This window comes from Breoghania corrubedonensis (assembly GCF_003053845.1).
Classification (GTDB): domain Bacteria; phylum Pseudomonadota; class Alphaproteobacteria; order Rhizobiales; family Stappiaceae; genus Breoghania; species Breoghania corrubedonensis.
This window is the reverse complement of record NZ_QAYG01000002.1, coordinates 277,250-292,180: the sequence shown is the minus strand read 5'-3', so window position 1 is coordinate 292,180 and position 14,931 is coordinate 277,250. Positions and strand designations below refer to the sequence as shown.

Here is a 14,931-nt window from a genome sequence, read left to right as displayed (position 1 = left end):
CGTAACGTCAGGCCCGCTGTCCTGGGCCCGACCGCAAGCGATTCCTGTTTGAGTGCCGGGACGGCCGATGCGCGAAGCGGCGCGCCATCCCGCCCGAGCATTGAAGGAGATACCCTATGAATCAAGAGGTCATGAACCTGTTCAATCAGCAGGCTCAGCCGGCGACGTTCGACCAGATCCGGATCACGATCGCCAGCCCCGAGAAGATTCATTCCTGGTCCTTCGGTGAGATCAAGAAGCCGGAGACGATCAACTACCGTACGTTCAAGCCGGAACGCGACGGTCTGTTCTGCGCGCGCATCTTTGGTCCGATCAAGGACTACGAGTGCCTGTGCGGCAAGTACAAGCGAATGAAGTACAAGGGCGTCATCTGCGAGAAGTGCGGCGTCGAGGTCACCTTGTCGCGCGTGCGCCGCGAGCGCATGGGCCACATCGAGCTGGCCGCGCCTGTCGCCCACATCTGGTTCCTGAAGTCACTGCCCTCGCGCATCGGCCTTCTGCTCGACATGACGCTGAAGGATCTGGAGCGCGTTCTCTATTTCGAGAACTACGTCGTTCTGGAGCCGGGCCTGACGCCGCTCAAGCAGAACCAGCTGCTCTCCGAGGAAGAGTTCATCACCGCTCAGGACGAGTACGGCGATGACAGCTTCACCGCCATGATCGGCGCGGAAGCCATCCGCGAGATGCTGATGTCGCTCGACCTGGAAAAGGAGAGCGAGAAGCTGCGCGTGGAGATCGCGGAAGCGACGACCGAGCTGAAGCCGAAGAAGCTCGCCAAGCGGCTGAAGGTTATCGAGGCGTTCCTGGAATCGGGCAATCGGCCGGAATGGATGATCCTGACGGTCGTCCCGGTCATTCCGCCGGACCTGCGCCCGCTGGTTCCGCTGGACGGCGGCCGGTTCGCGACGTCGGATCTGAACGATCTCTATCGCCGCGTCATCAACCGCAACAATCGTCTGAAGCGGCTGATCGAGCTGCGCGCGCCCGATATCATCATCCGCAACGAAAAGCGGATGCTGCAGGAATCGGTGGATGCGCTGTTCGACAACGGCCGCCGGGGACGCGTCATCACGGGTGCCAACAAGCGTCCGCTGAAGTCGCTGTCCGACATGCTCAAGGGCAAGCAGGGCCGGTTCCGTCAGAACCTGCTCGGCAAGCGCGTCGACTACTCGGGCCGTTCGGTCATCACCGTGGGGCCGGAGCTGAAGCTGCACCAGTGCGGCCTGCCGAAGAAGATGGCGCTTGAGCTGTTCAAGCCGTTCATCTACTCGCGGCTTGACGCCAAGGGCTATTCGTCGACCGTCAAGCAGGCGAAGAAGCTCGTCGAGAAGGAGCGTCCGGAAGTCTGGGATATCCTCGAAGAGGTGATCCGCGAACATCCGATCATGCTGAACCGCGCGCCGACGCTGCACCGTCTGGGCATCCAGGCGTTCGAGCCGACGCTGATCGAGGGCAAGGCCCTTCAGCTCCATCCGCTCGTCTGCGCCGCGTTCAACGCCGACTTCGACGGCGACCAGATGGCCGTTCACGTGCCTCTCTCGCTTGAGGCGCGGCTGGAAGCGCGCGTCCTGATGATGTCGACCAACAACATCCTGCATCCGGCCAACGGTCAGCCGATCATCGTGCCGTCGCAGGATATCGTTCTCGGCCTCTACTATCTGTCGCTGATGACGGAAGGAGAGCCCGGTGAAGGCATGGTCTTCGGCAATCTGGGTGAGCTGCACCACGCGCTGGAGACCAAGACGGTCACGCTGCACACCAAGATCCGTGGCCGCTTCAAGACCGTGGACGCCGAGGGCAAGCCTGTCTCGAAGATCTACGAGACGACCCCCGGGCGCCTGCTCATCGGCGAACTGCTGCCCAAGCACTTCGAGGTCCCCTTCGACGTCTGCAACAAGCTGATGACGAAGAAGGACATCTCCAAGATGATCGACACCGTCTACCGCGCCTGCGGTCAGAAGGAGACGGTCATCTTCTGCGATCAGATCATGAAGCTCGGCTTTACCAACGCGTGCAAGGCGGGCATCTCGTTCGGCAAGGACGACATGGTCATCCCGGACACCAAAGTGAAGCTGGTGGACGAGACCGCCGCGCTCGTGACCGAATACGAGCAGCAGTACAATGACGGTCTGATCACGCAGGGCGAGAAGTACAACAAGGTCGTCGACGCCTGGGCCAAGTGCACGGACAAGGTCGCCGACGAGATGATGAAGCGCATCCAGGCGGTCGAGTTCGACGAGGAGACCGGGCGTCAGAAGCCGATGAACTCGGTCTACATGATGTCCCACTCCGGTGCGCGTGGTTCGCCCGCCCAGATGAAGCAGCTTGCCGGCATGCGTGGCCTGATGGCCAAGCCGTCGGGCGAGATCATCGAAAGCCCGATCATCTCGAACTTCAAGGAAGGCCTGTCGGTTCTGGAGTACTTCAACTCCTCGCACGGTGCCCGTAAGGGTCTGGCCGACACCGCCTTGAAGACCGCGAACTCCGGTTACCTGACCCGTCGTCTCGTCGACGTGGCGCAGGACTGCATCATCCTTGAGCCGGACTGCGGCACCGACAAGGGCATCACGATCCAGGCGATCGTGGACGCCGGCCAGGTCATCGCGACACTGGGCCAGCGTGCGCTTGGCCGCACGACCTGCGACGACATCATCAACCCGGCCACCGGCGAAGTCATCGTCAAGGCCAACCAGATGATCGAGGAAAAGGAAGTCGACCAGATCGAGGCGGCGAACGTCCAGTCGATCCGTATTCGCTCGGTGCTGACCTGCGAGACGCAGATCGGTTGCTGCGGGGCGTGCTACGGACGCGATCTGGCCCGCGGTACGCCGGTCAATATCGGCGAGGCCGTCGGCGTCATCGCGGCCCAGTCGATCGGCGAGCCGGGCACCCAGCTCACCATGCGTACGTTCCACATCGGCGGCACGGCGCAGGTGGTCGACAGCTCGTTCATCGAGTCCTCGTTCGACGGCACGATCAAGATCCGCAACCGCAATGTCGCGCGTGATACCGACGGCAACCTCGTCGCCATGGCGCGTAACATGTCCATCATCGTCGTGGATCAGGAAGGGATTGAACGTGCCACGCACCGCGTGACCTACGGTTCCAAGCTGCACGTCGACGAGGGCGATGGGGTCAAGCGCGGTCAGCGTATCGCCGAGTGGGATCCCTACACCCGCCCGATGCTGACGGAAGTCAGCGGTACGGTTGGTCTGGAAGACATGATCGACGGTGCCACGGTAACCGAATCCACTGACGAGGCGACCGGTATCACCAAGCGTGTCGTCATCGACTGGCGTTCCTCGCCGCGTACACAGGATCTGAAGCCCGCCATCGTCGTCCGCGACGCGAAGGGCGAGATCCTGAAGCTGCCGCGCGGCGGCGAGGCCCGTTACCTGCTGTCACCCGATGCCGTGCTTTCGGTCGATAGCGGCAACAAGGTCGGAGCCGGTGACGTGCTGGCCCGTATTCCGCTGGAAAGCGCCAAGACCAAGGACATCACCGGTGGTCTGCCGCGCGTGGCGGAACTCTTCGAAGCGCGTCGTCCCAAGGACCACGCGATCATCGCGGAGGCCGACGGCACCATCAAGTTCGGTCGTGACTACAAGAACAAGCGCCGCATCATCGTGGAGCCGTTCGACGAGTCGGCCGAGCCGATCGAATACCTGGTCCCGAAGGGCAAGCACTTCCACCTGCAGGAAGGCGACACCATCGAGAAGGGCGAGTACATCCTCGACGGCAACCCGGCACCGCACGACATCCTGGCGATCAAGGGCGTGGAGGCTCTGGCCAACTACCTCGTCAACGAGATCCAGGAAGTCTACCGGTTGCAGGGCGTGGGCATCAACGACAAGCACATCGAGGTGATCGTTCGCCAGATGCTGCAGAAGATCGAAATCACCGATGCCGGCGAGACGGACCTGATCACGGGCGAACAGGTTGATCGCGTCGATCTCGACGAGATGAACGCCAAGTGCATCGAGGAAGGCAAAAAGCCGGCCTCGGGCAACCCGGTTCTGCTGGGTATCACCAAGGCGAGCCTGCAGACCCGTTCGTTCATCTCCGCCGCCTCCTTCCAGGAGACGACGCGCGTGCTGACCGATGCCGCTGTCAACGGCAAGTCGGATACGCTCGACGGGCTCAAGGAGAACGTCATCGTCGGCCGTCTCATTCCGGCCGGCTCCGGCGGTGCGATCACCCGCATCCGCAAGGTCGCCACACATCGCGACGAGCTGATCCTGGATGAGCGCAAGAAGCGCTCCGGCGTGGAGATGGCGGATCCGATGCTCAGCGACATGAGCGGGCAGGGTTCGGTCTGACAGACCGGCCCGCGCCAGAAAATCTAGAAGAAAGGCCGCCCCCGGGCGGCCTTTCCTTTTGGGGCCCGGCGTTTGGGTATTCGGCGTTGGGGCTCCGGCATTTGGATTGAAAGTCAAGAGAGCCTGCGCCATTCGTCACATCCGCCGCCGTTCGATGGACGTCGGCAGGGGCGCAATGCGAGGCTTCCAACGTCAGGGATCTGCGGAGAGACGACATGGATTTGAAAAACGTGAACGGTGAAGAGCCGATGGTCTTCATCATCGTTGGCCGGGTGTGGGAAGTGGAAGACGGCGGACCGGACGACGCCATCACCGTCAACATCTTCCTCACCGCACCCGACGATGACAGCGCCGTGCGTCGCGCGCTCGAGGCGCTCGCGGGCGAGGGCTACGTGGAGGCCGAGCTCGATCAGATCGGGACACTCGACAGCGAGCCGGAAGACCCGACATTCGAGGAAGCCTACCAGGACGCGCTGGAAGGCAATGTCGCGGTGATCACCTTCCGCGAATAGGCGGCACCACCGTCCTCGTCCCTATCTCTCCAGCGTCATCGCGGGCGCGCTGCCACGTGAACCGTCGCGGCGCTGGCCCGGGAACCCGAACGGCAAGCGCCGTGCCCTCGTGAAGGAGATGCCGGCCTCGGCCGGCAGGGCCCCATTGGTCCTTCCGGGTATTTGGGGGCCGGCAACGGAGTGGCCGGACGTCTTCGGGCGATCCACGCCGTGATTGGATCGTGATCGCTTCCCGGGCGCGGGTATATGGGGAGCATGAGGATGCAGACGATGGTCATGAACAATCGATGTAAAGATCCGATATTATATACAAAATAGTGAACACTATGTCGTCGGTTCGCCGTCTTCTGCGCGGGAGGAGAGGGGATTAGGTATCGGGTAAGGGAAACCGGCTTTCCGGTTTCGCAACATCCTCCTCATGGAAGGGGCTATCCGATGTCACTCTTCGACGCGCTCAAGAACCCGATCGACCTTGCCGGTCGTCTGCTGATCGCCTTCATCTTCGTCTTCTCGGGCTGGGGCAAGCTCACGGCCTATTCGGGCACCGCCGCCTACATGGCCTCGCACGGCGTGCCAACGATCCTGCTGCCGCTGGTGATCCTTACGGAACTTGGCGGAGGCCTTCTCATCGCGTTTGGTTACCAGACCAGGTTGATCGCCTTTCTCATGGCCGGCTTCGCGGTGCTGACCGCGCTGTTCTTCCACTTTCACCCCGGAGATCAGGCGCAGATGATCAACTTCATGAAGAACCTGTCGATCGCCGGCGGCTTTCTGTTTCTGGCCGCGAACGGCGCCGGGGCCTGGTCGCTCGACGGTCTGCGCGCAAGGGCCGGCGTGGCCTATCCCGCCTGACCACCACGTCGCACAAGACGGCCCCGTCCGCGGGCCTCGGCAAAGGGGCCGCGCCACCAAGGCGCGGCCCCTTTCCGTTTGAGTGCGGAAGAAGCATCGCCGCATGATCGCGCCATGCGGAGGGATGTGGAAGCACAGCCATCGCGACGGGGGAGGGCGAATCCCGAATCCTTTGAGCGATATTCGCTACCGGTGATTCACCATTTGCTAAGAAATATCGTGTCGTGGCGCCGGCGACATCTTCGCGAGGCGGGAGCGCGACCTGTCGGCGTGCGGCGCGGTCACAAATAGATTGCGCCGGAACCGGGGTTGGCTTTCGTTATGTTGCGCGATATCACTTAAAACCCGGATCGTCCCCCGTGCGGCATCGTCACGGCGCCAACCCGCAAGAATTCTCGGCTTAGGCCTTGACGGAAGGCGGTCGGGTGAGTAGGTTCCGCGCACTCCCAAGGCAGGCGGTAAGCTTTTCTTGTATTTCGGAGCGACACGCTCTGAACAACAGGCTTAAACGCTGCCGGGTTCAAATTTGGCGATAAATCGTCGAGCACATGATCGCGGGTTTCCCGTGATCCTCTGTTTTTCGCAGCGCCCTTTTCGCGCCGGCTGTGCGCGGGAACGGTGCGATTCCGCGCATGCACGGGGCATGCAGCAGATGGACAAGGTGAAGCGCTAATATGCCGACCATCAACCAGTTGATCCGCAAGCCGCGGAAGGACCCGCCGAAGCGGAACAAGGTGCCGGCCATGGAGGCCTGCCCGCAGAAGCGCGGTGTTTGCACGCGCGTCTACACGACCACGCCGAAGAAGCCGAACTCGGCTCTGCGTAAGGTCGCGAAGGTGCGTCTGACCAACGGCTTCGAGGTCATCGGCTATATCCCTGGCGAAGGTCACAACCTGCAGGAACACTCCGTGGTGATGATCCGTGGCGGCCGCGTCAAGGATTTGCCCGGCGTGCGCTACCATATCCTGCGCGGTGTGCTTGATACCCAGGGCGTCAAGGATCGCAAGCAACGCCGTTCGAAGTACGGCGCAAAGCGTCCCAAGTAATCCGTTTCGTGAACAAGGGCTGAGGATCAAGAGATGTCCCGCCGTCATCGCGCTGAAAAGCGAGAGATCAATCCGGACCCGAAATTCGGGGATGTCGTCGTCACGAAGTTCATGAACTACGTGATGCTCGACGGTAAGAAGTCCGCCGCCGAGAGCATCGTCTACGGTGCCTTCGATATCATCGAAGGGCGTGCGAAGCAGGACCCGATCGCGGTGTTCCATGACGCTCTCGCGAACGTCATGCCCTCCGTCGAGGTTCGCTCGCGGCGTGTCGGCGGTGCCACCTACCAGGTGCCCGTCGAAGTTCGTAACGAGCGCCGTCAGGCACTGGCCATTCGCTGGCTGATCGCCGCGTCGCGGGCTCGCAATGAAAAGACGATGATCGACCGGCTCTCCGGGGAGCTGCTCGACGCTGCCAACAACCGCGGTACTGCTGTGAAGAAGCGTGAAGACACGCATCGCATGGCGGAAGCCAACCGCGCGTTCTCGCATTATCGCTGGTAAGCAAACCCCGAGGGTCTGACGCCATGGCGCGCACGCATAAAATCGAGGACTACCGCAACTTCGGCATCATGGCTCACATCGATGCCGGCAAGACCACGACCACGGAGCGGATCCTCTACTATACCGGCAAGAGCCACAAGATCGGCGAAGTGCATGACGGCGCTGCGACGATGGACTGGATGGAGCAGGAGCAGGAGCGTGGCATCACGATCACCTCTGCTGCCACCACCGCTTTCTGGAAAGAGAAGCGGCTGAACATCATCGACACGCCGGGCCACGTGGACTTCACCATCGAGGTGGAGCGCTCGCTTCGTGTGCTCGACGGCGCGGTCGCGCTGCTGGACGCGAATGCCGGTGTGGAGCCGCAGACGGAGACCGTCTGGCGCCAGGCCGACAAGTACCACGTCCCGCGGATGATCTTCGTCAACAAGATGGACAAGCTCGGCGCGGACTTCTACCGCTGCGTCGACATGATCAAGACGCGCCTCGGTGCCAAGCCGCTCGTTCTTCAGCTGCCGATCGGCGCCGAGAGCGAGTTCACGGGCTGCGTCGACCTGATCACCATGAAGGGTCTGGTCTGGAAAGAAGAGACCCTGGGCGCCGCCTGGGACATCGAGGCGATCCCTGCCGACCTGCAGGCGAAGGCGGAAGAGTACCGCGAGCAGCTCATCGAGACCGTCGTCGAAGTCGACGAGGGCGCGATGGAGCGCTACCTGGAAGGCGAGATGCCGAACGAGGAAGAGCTGAAGGCTCTGATCCGCAAAGGCACCATCTCCACCGAGTTCGTTCCGGTGTTCTGTGGTTCGGCCTTCAAGAACAAGGGCGTGCAGCCGCTTCTGGATGGCGTCGTGGACTACTTGCCGAACCCGACCGAGGTTCCGGCGATCCGCGGCATCGACCCGAAGACGGAAGAGGAAGTCGTTCGTCATTCGACCGACGACGAGCCGCTTTCGATGCTCGCCTTCAAGATCATGAACGACTCCTTCGTCGGGTCGCTCACCTTCTGCCGCATCTACTCCGGCGTCCTCAACAAGGGATCGTCGCTGCAGAACACGGTGAAGGACAAACGCGAACGCATCGGCCGCATGATGCAGATGCACTCCAACTCTCGCGAAGACATCGATGTGGCCTATGCAGGCGACATCGTGGCGGTCGCGGGCCTGAAGGACACCACGACGGGCGACACGCTGTGTGATCCGCTCAAGCCGGTGATCCTGGAGCGCATGGAGTTCCCCGAGCCGGTCATCGAGATCGCGGTGGAGCCGAAGACTAAGGCCGACCAGGAGAAGATGGGCCTCGCGCTCAACCGTCTGGCAGCCGAGGATCCCTCGTTTCGCGTCAAGACCGACGAAGAGTCCGGTCAGACCATCATCGCCGGCATGGGCGAGCTTCATCTCGACATCATCGTCGACCGTATGAAGCGCGAGTTCAAGGTCGAGGCGAATATCGGTCAACCGCAGGTTGCCTATCGTGAAACCATCACGAAGACGGCTGAAGTCGACTACACCCACAAGAAGCAGTCCGGCGGTTCGGGCCAGTTCGCCCGCATCAAGCTGGTTCTGGAACCGGGCGAGCAGGGTACGGGCTTCGTGTTCGAATCCAAGATCGTCGGCGGTTCGGTGCCGAAGGAATACATCCCCGGCGTCCAGAAGGGTGTCGACAGCGTCATGTCGTCCGGTCCGCTTGCGGGCTTCCCGATCCTGGACGTCAAGGTGACGCTCGTCGACGGTGCCTACCACGACGTGGACTCCTCCGTCCTGGCGTTCGAAATCGCGGGTCGCGCAGGCTTCCGTGAAGGTATCCAGAAGGCTTCTCCGAAGCTGCTGGAGCCGATCATGAAAGTCGAGGTCGTGACGCCGGAAGACTACATGGGCGACGTCATCGGCGATCTGAACTCACGTCGCGGTCAGATCACCGGCACCGAGAACCGGGGTGTCGTCACCGTGGTCAGCGCGAATGTGCCGCTGGCAAACATGTTCGGCTACGTCAACAACCTGCGCTCGATGTCGCAGGGACGGGCGCAGTACTCCATGGTTTTCGATCACTACGAGCAGGTTCCTCAGGCGGTCGCCGAGGAAGTTCAGGCGAAATACGCCTGATAAGCCGGCCGACCTGACAACAATTATCGAGAGAGCGGAGAAATCCGATGGCGAAGGAAAAATTCGAGCGCAACAAGCCGCACGTCAACATTGGCACGATTGGCCACGTTGACCACGGCAAGACGACCCTGACTGCGGCGATCACGATGACGCTTGCGGAAACGGGTGGCGGTGTTGCGAAGGCCTATGACGAGATCGACGCTGCGCCGGAAGAAAAGGCGCGCGGCATCACGATCTCGACGGCGCACGTTGAGTACGAGACGGAGAACCGTCACTACGCCCACGTGGATTGCCCGGGCCACGCCGACTACGTGAAGAACATGATCACCGGTGCGGCGCAGATGGACGGCGCGATCCTGGTGGTTTCGGCGGCCGACGGCCCGATGCCGCAGACCCGCGAGCACATCCTGCTCGCCCGTCAGGTCGGCGTTCCGGCGCTTGTCGTGTTCCTGAACAAGGTCGACCAGGTCGACGACGCGGAGCTGCTGGAGCTCGTGGAGATGGAAGTTCGTGAGCTTCTGTCGTCCTACGACTACCCCGGCGACGACATTCCGATCGTTGCGGGCTCCGCTCTTGCGGCGGTCGAGAACCGCAACCCGGAAATCGGCCGCGACAAGGTTCGCGAGCTGATGGCCGAGGTCGACGCCTACATCCCGACGCCGGAGCGTCCGATCGACCAGCCGTTCCTGATGCCGATCGAGGACGGTTTCTCGATCTCGGGGCGCGGTACGGTTGGGACGGGTCGTGTCGAGCGCGGCATCATCAAGGTTGGCGAGGAAATCGAGATCGTCGGTATCCGCGACACCAAGAAGACGACCTGCACGGGCGTCGAGATGTTCCGCAAGCTGCTCGATCAGGGCCAGGCGGGCGACAACATCGGTGCGCTGCTTCGCGGCATCGGCCGTGAGGATGTCGAGCGCGGTCAGGTTCTTTGCAAGCCGGGTTCTGTTACCCCGCACACGAAGTTCAAGGCCGAGGCCTACATCCTGACGAAGGAAGAGGGTGGCCGTCACACGCCGTTCTTTACCAACTATCGTCCGCAGTTCTACTTCCGCACGACGGACGTGACGGGTGTTGTGGAACTTCCGGAAGGCACCGAGATGGTGATGCCGGGCGACAACGTGACGGTCGTCGTCACGCTGATCGTGCCGATCGCGATGGAAGACGGTCTGCGCTTCGCTATCCGCGAAGGTGGCCGCACCGTCGGTGCCGGCGTGGTTGCCTCGATCATCGAGTAATCGGGCCGGGTAAGTCGGGATGCCGTGAACCGGCATCCCACGGGGGCGGCGCAAGTCGCCTCCAACGTTGAAGAAGTCAGGAGCGGTCGTCGCGGTTGCGGCACCGGCTCGTAAGGACCAGAGCAATGAACGGTCAAAATATCCGGATCCGCCTGAAGGCGTTTGATCACCGCATACTGGATGCCTCGACCCGCGAAATCGTCAACACGGCGAAGCGGACCGGAGCCCAGGTGCGCGGACCGGTGCCTCTGCCGACACGGATCGAGAAGTACACCGTGTTGCGCGGCCCTCACATCGACAAGAAGAGCCGCGAGCAGTTCGAGATGCGCACGCACAAGCGTCTGCTCGATATCGTCGATCCGACACCGCAGACCGTCGATGCCTTGATGAAGCTCGACCTCGCCGCGGGCGTCGACGTCGAAATCAAGCTCTAAGGCGGACCAACCGAGGAACACGCTGATGCGTTCTGGAGTGATCGCTCAGAAGGTGGGCATGACCCGCATCTACTCCGATGCAGGGGAACACGTGCCGGTGACGGTTCTCAAGCTTGAGAACTGCCAGGTCGTTGCCCACCGGACGGCTGAAAAGAATGGTTATACTGCGCTGCAGCTCGGCGCCGGTCTGGCCAAAGTCAAGAACACGCCGCGGCCGATGCGGGGGCACTTTGCCGTCGCCAAGGTCGAACCGAAGCGCAAGGTCGCCGAGTTCCGGGTCTCCCCGGACAACGTGATCGAGGTCGGTGCCGAAATCACGGCCGACCACTTCGTCGAGGGACAGTTCGTCGATGTGACGGGCACGTCGATCGGCAAGGGCTTCGCCGGTGTCATGAAGCGCCACAACTTCGGTGGTGGCCGCGCTTCGCACGGTAACTCGGTCTCGCACCGTTCGCACGGTTCGACGGGCCAGTGCCAGGACCCCGGCAAGGTGTTCAAGGGCAAGAAGATGGCTGGCCACATGGGTAACACCCGCGTGACCACCCAGAACCTGAAGGTCGTGCGCACCGACGTGGAGCGCGGACTGATCATGGTTCAGGGCGCCGTGCCCGGTTCCAAGGGCGGCTGGATCCTCGTCAAGGATGCGATCAAACGCAACCTGCCGGACGGGGTTCCGGTGCCGGGTTCCTTCCGGGCGGCTGAAGTCGCGGCTGAGAAGGAGGCCGAGTGATGGAACTGGACGTCAAGACGCTTGACGGCGATACGGCCGGGTCGATCACGGTGTCGGAAGAGATCTTCGGTCTCGATCCGCGTGCCGACCTGATGCACCGTGTGGTGCGCTGGCAGCTCGCCAAGCGCCAGGCGGGCACGCACAAGACGAAGACCCGCAGCGAGGTCACTGCGACGGGCAAGAAGTTTGTTCGTCAGAAGGGCTCGGGCGGGGCGCGTCACGGCGACCGCAAGGCGCCGCAGTTCCGCGGTGGCGGCAAGGCCTTCGGACCGGTTGTTCGCGATCATGCGATCGACCTGCCGAAGAAGGTCCGCGCGCTGGGTCTGAAGCACGCGCTCTCGGCCAAGGTGAAGGCTTCCAACATCGTCGTCGTCGACGATGCGAAGTCGACCGACGGCAAGACCAAGGCGCTCAGGGAGCGGCTTGCCAAGCTCGGTTACGCCAATGCCCTGATCATCGACGGTGCCGAAATCGACAACAACTTCCGCCTGGCGGCACGCAACATCCCGAATGTGGATGTGCTTCCGGTGCAGGGTATCAACGTCTACGACATTCTCCGTCGTGAGACGCTGGTCCTGACGAAGGCTGCGGTCAGTGCCCTGGAGGAGCGGTTCAAATGACGAACCTCAAGCACTACGACACGATCCTCAGCCCGGCGATCACCGAGAAGTCGACGATGGCCTCCGAGCAGGACAAGGTCGTCTTCAACGTGGCTCTCACGGCGACGAAGCCTGAGATCAAGGCCGCGGTCGAGGCTCTCTTCGGCGTCAAGGTGAAGAGCGTCAACACCGCCGTCCGCAAGGGCAAGGTCAAGCGCTTCAAGGGCATCAAAGGCCGTCAGAGCGACAACAAGCGCGCCGTCGTCACCCTCGTCGAGGGCCAGGCGATCGACGTGACCACCGGTCTTTAAGGGGCGAGAGGAAAGATGGCACTCAAGACCTTCAAGCCGACGTCGCCGGGTACCCGGCAGTTGGTCATTGTCGACCGCTCGGACCTGTGGAAGGGCAAGCCGGTCAAGACTCTGACCGAAGGCCTCTCCAAGTCGGGCGGCCGTAACAACCGCGGCCGCAACACCGCTCCCAACCGGGGCGGCGGACACAAGCGGACGTATCGCGTCATCGACTTCAAGCGTCGCAAGTTCGACATTGAAGCGACGGTTGAGCGGATCGAGTACGATCCCAACCGGACAGCCTATATCGCGCTGATCCGCTACGATGACGGCGAACTGGCCTATATCCTGGCTCCGCAGCGTCTGGGTGCTGGCGACAAGGTCGTCGCCGGCCAGAAGGTGGACGTGAAGCCGGGCAACGCGATGCCGCTGCAGTCCATTCCGGTCGGCACGATCGTGCACAATATCGAGCTGAAGCCCGGCAAGGGCGGTCAGGTCGCGCGTTCAGCCGGTGGCTACGCGCAGATCGTCGGCCGCGACCAGGGCTACACCGTGATCCGCCTGAACTCCGGCGAACAGCGCCGCGTTCTGGGCACCTGCATGGCTTCGGTCGGCGCAGTGTCCAACCAGGATCACATGAACACCAACCTGGGCAAGGCGGGACGTTCCCGCTGGCTCGGCAAGCGCCCGCACGTGCGTGGCGTGGTGATGAACCCGGTCGACCATCCGCACGGCGGTGGTGAAGGTCGTACCTCCGGCGGTCGCCATCCGGTGACGCCGTGGGGCAAGCCCACCAAGGGCAAGAAGACCCGCTCCAACAAGTCGACCGACAAGTTCATCGTCCGCAGCCGCCACCAGCGGAAGAAGTAAGGGGAACGACCGTGGCACGTTCTGTTTGGAAGGGTCCGTTCATTGACGGCTACCTCCTCAATAAGGCCGAGAAGGTTCGTTCTTCCGGCCGTAATGAGGTCATCAAGACCTGGAGCCGGCGCTCTACGATCCTGCCCCAGTTCGTTGGTCTGACCTTCGGGGTCTACAACGGCCAGAAGCATGTGCCGGTTCTCGTGTCCGAGGACATGGTCGGTCACAAGCTGGGCGAGTTCTCGCCGACGCGCACCTATTATGGGCATGCGGCGGACAAGAAGGCGAAGAGGAAGTAACGATGGGCAAGCCGAAGCGCGAGCGTAGTCTCGCCGACACTCAGGCGAAGGCTGTCGCGCGCATGCTGCGGGTTTCGCCGCAGAAGCTGAACCTCGTGGCGGCCGGCATCCGCGGCAAGAAGGTTTCCACGGCTCTGGCCGAGTTGACCTTCTCCCGCAAGCGCATCGCCCGCGATGTGAAAAAGACGCTGGAGTCGGCCGTGGCCAACGCCGAGAACAATCACGACCTCGATGTCGACCTTCTGGTTGTCTCCGAGGCGTTCGTCGGCAAGGCGCTTGTCATGAAGCGCTTCCAGCCCAGGGCGCGTGGCCGGGTGGGACGGATCCAGAAGCCGTTCGCCAATCTGACCATCGTCGTCAGTGAAGTTGAGGAGGCCGCCTGATGGGCCATAAAGTCAATCCGATCGGTCTTCGCCTCGGCATCAACCGGACGTGGGACTCGCGCTGGTACGCAGACAAGAGCGAATACGGCTCCATGCTGCACGAGGATTTCCGGATCCGCGATTACCTGCTCGACACGCTGAAGCAGGCGGCGGTCTCCAAGGTCGTCATCGAGCGTCCGCACAAGAAGTGCCGCGTGACGGTGCACTCGGCTCGTCCGGGCGTTGTCATCGGCAAGAAGGGCGCGGACATCGAAAAGCTGCGCCGCAAGCTGTCGCAGATGACCTCGTCGGAAGTGCACATCAACATCGTTGAAGTGCGCAAGCCCGAGATCGACGCGACGCTCGTCGCCGCCTCCATCGCCCAGCAGCTGGAGCGCCGTGTGGCGTTCCGCCGTGCGATGAAGCGGTCGGTTCAGTCGGCGATGCGCCTCGGCGCGGACGGCATCCGCATCAACTGCGGTGGTCGGCTGGGCGGCGCGGAAATCGCACGTACCGAATGGTACCGCGAAGGCCGGGTGCCGCTGCATACGCTGCGCGCCGACATCGACTACGGCACGGCGACCGCGCACACCGCGTATGGTGCCTGCGGCGTCAAGGTCTGGATCTTCAAGGGTGAGATCCTCGAGCACGACCCGATGGCTTCCGAGCGTCGCAGCGCGGAAGGCAATGAATCCGGTGGCGGTGGTGGCCGTCGCGAGCGCGCCGCGTAATCGGCGACGATCGTTTCGGTAGGGATCCCGAGCGCTTTCCGCCCAGGCTTGTTGG

General features: G+C 62.6%; 15 protein-coding genes. All 15 read left to right on the top strand.

Features of this window, described 5'->3' with window-relative positions:
- The first annotated feature begins 116 nt into the window (after positions 1–116).
- The 15 genes from rpoC (at position 117) to rpsC (ending at position 14,876) form a co-directional block, all read left to right on the top strand.
- Complete coding sequence (rpoC, locus tag C8N35_RS09470; protein WP_107989436.1) at positions 117–4,319, top strand: DNA-directed RNA polymerase subunit beta'; 4,203 nt, start codon at positions 117–119, stop codon at positions 4,317–4,319.
- A 215-nt stretch (positions 4,320–4,534) separates the two neighbouring features.
- Positions 4,535–4,831 carry a regulator gene (locus C8N35_RS09465; RefSeq protein WP_107989435.1) on the top strand — a complete coding sequence of 99 codons (297 nt, stop codon included), beginning with the start codon at positions 4,535–4,537 and terminating at the stop codon, positions 4,829–4,831.
- Positions 4,832–5,266: 435 nt separating this feature from the next.
- Entirely contained in the window at positions 5,267–5,683 is a 417-nt protein-coding gene (locus C8N35_RS09460; protein WP_107989434.1) for a DoxX family protein, read from the top strand.
- Positions 5,684–6,357: 674 nt separating this feature from the next.
- The gene (gene rpsL, locus C8N35_RS09455; protein ID WP_107989433.1) at positions 6,358–6,729 is read left to right on the top strand and encodes a 30S ribosomal protein S12; all 372 of its coding nucleotides are present in this window, start codon (positions 6,358–6,360) and stop codon (positions 6,727–6,729) included.
- A gap of 33 nt (positions 6,730–6,762) precedes the next feature.
- A complete protein-coding gene (gene rpsG, locus C8N35_RS09450; RefSeq protein WP_107989432.1) occupies positions 6,763–7,233 on the top strand; it encodes a 30S ribosomal protein S7 in 471 nt (156 codons plus the stop codon).
- Positions 7,234–7,256: 23 nt separating this feature from the next.
- Positions 7,257–9,332: an elongation factor G gene (gene fusA / locus C8N35_RS09445; RefSeq protein ID WP_107989431.1), complete on the top strand. Its 2,076-nt coding sequence runs from the start codon at positions 7,257–7,259 to the stop codon at positions 9,330–9,332.
- A gap of 47 nt (positions 9,333–9,379) precedes the next feature.
- Positions 9,380–10,570, top strand: coding sequence for an elongation factor Tu (gene tuf, locus C8N35_RS09440; RefSeq protein ID WP_107989430.1), 1,191 nt, complete (start codon positions 9,380–9,382; stop codon positions 10,568–10,570).
- Positions 10,571–10,695: 125 nt separating this feature from the next.
- Entirely contained in the window at positions 10,696–11,004 is a 309-nt protein-coding gene (rpsJ, locus tag C8N35_RS09435; RefSeq protein WP_107989429.1) for a 30S ribosomal protein S10, read from the top strand.
- A gap of 25 nt (positions 11,005–11,029) precedes the next feature.
- Positions 11,030–11,734, top strand: coding sequence for a 50S ribosomal protein L3 (gene rplC, locus C8N35_RS09430; protein ID WP_107989428.1), 705 nt, complete (start codon positions 11,030–11,032; stop codon positions 11,732–11,734).
- Positions 11,734–12,354 carry a 50S ribosomal protein L4 gene (gene rplD / locus C8N35_RS09425; RefSeq protein WP_107989427.1) on the top strand — a complete coding sequence of 207 codons (621 nt, stop codon included), beginning with the start codon at positions 11,734–11,736 and terminating at the stop codon, positions 12,352–12,354. The genes rplC and rplD overlap by 1 nt, the downstream gene beginning before the upstream one ends.
- A complete protein-coding gene (locus C8N35_RS09420) occupies positions 12,351–12,644 on the top strand; it encodes a 50S ribosomal protein L23 (protein ID WP_107989426.1) in 294 nt (97 codons plus the stop codon). The genes rplD and C8N35_RS09420 overlap by 4 nt, the downstream gene beginning before the upstream one ends.
- A gap of 15 nt (positions 12,645–12,659) precedes the next feature.
- Entirely contained in the window at positions 12,660–13,493 is an 834-nt protein-coding gene (rplB, locus tag C8N35_RS09415; RefSeq protein ID WP_107989425.1) for a 50S ribosomal protein L2, read from the top strand.
- 11 nt (positions 13,494–13,504) lie between these two features.
- Positions 13,505–13,783 carry a 30S ribosomal protein S19 gene (rpsS, locus tag C8N35_RS09410; RefSeq protein ID WP_107989424.1) on the top strand — a complete coding sequence of 93 codons (279 nt, stop codon included), beginning with the start codon at positions 13,505–13,507 and terminating at the stop codon, positions 13,781–13,783.
- 2 nt (positions 13,784–13,785) lie between these two features.
- Positions 13,786–14,166 carry a 50S ribosomal protein L22 gene (rplV, locus tag C8N35_RS09405; RefSeq protein WP_107989423.1) on the top strand — a complete coding sequence of 127 codons (381 nt, stop codon included), beginning with the start codon at positions 13,786–13,788 and terminating at the stop codon, positions 14,164–14,166.
- Positions 14,166–14,876, top strand: coding sequence for a 30S ribosomal protein S3 (rpsC, locus tag C8N35_RS09400; protein WP_107989422.1), 711 nt, complete (start codon positions 14,166–14,168; stop codon positions 14,874–14,876). Before rplV ends, rpsC begins: the two co-directional genes overlap by 1 nt.
- Positions 14,877–14,931: the final 55 nt, after the last annotated feature.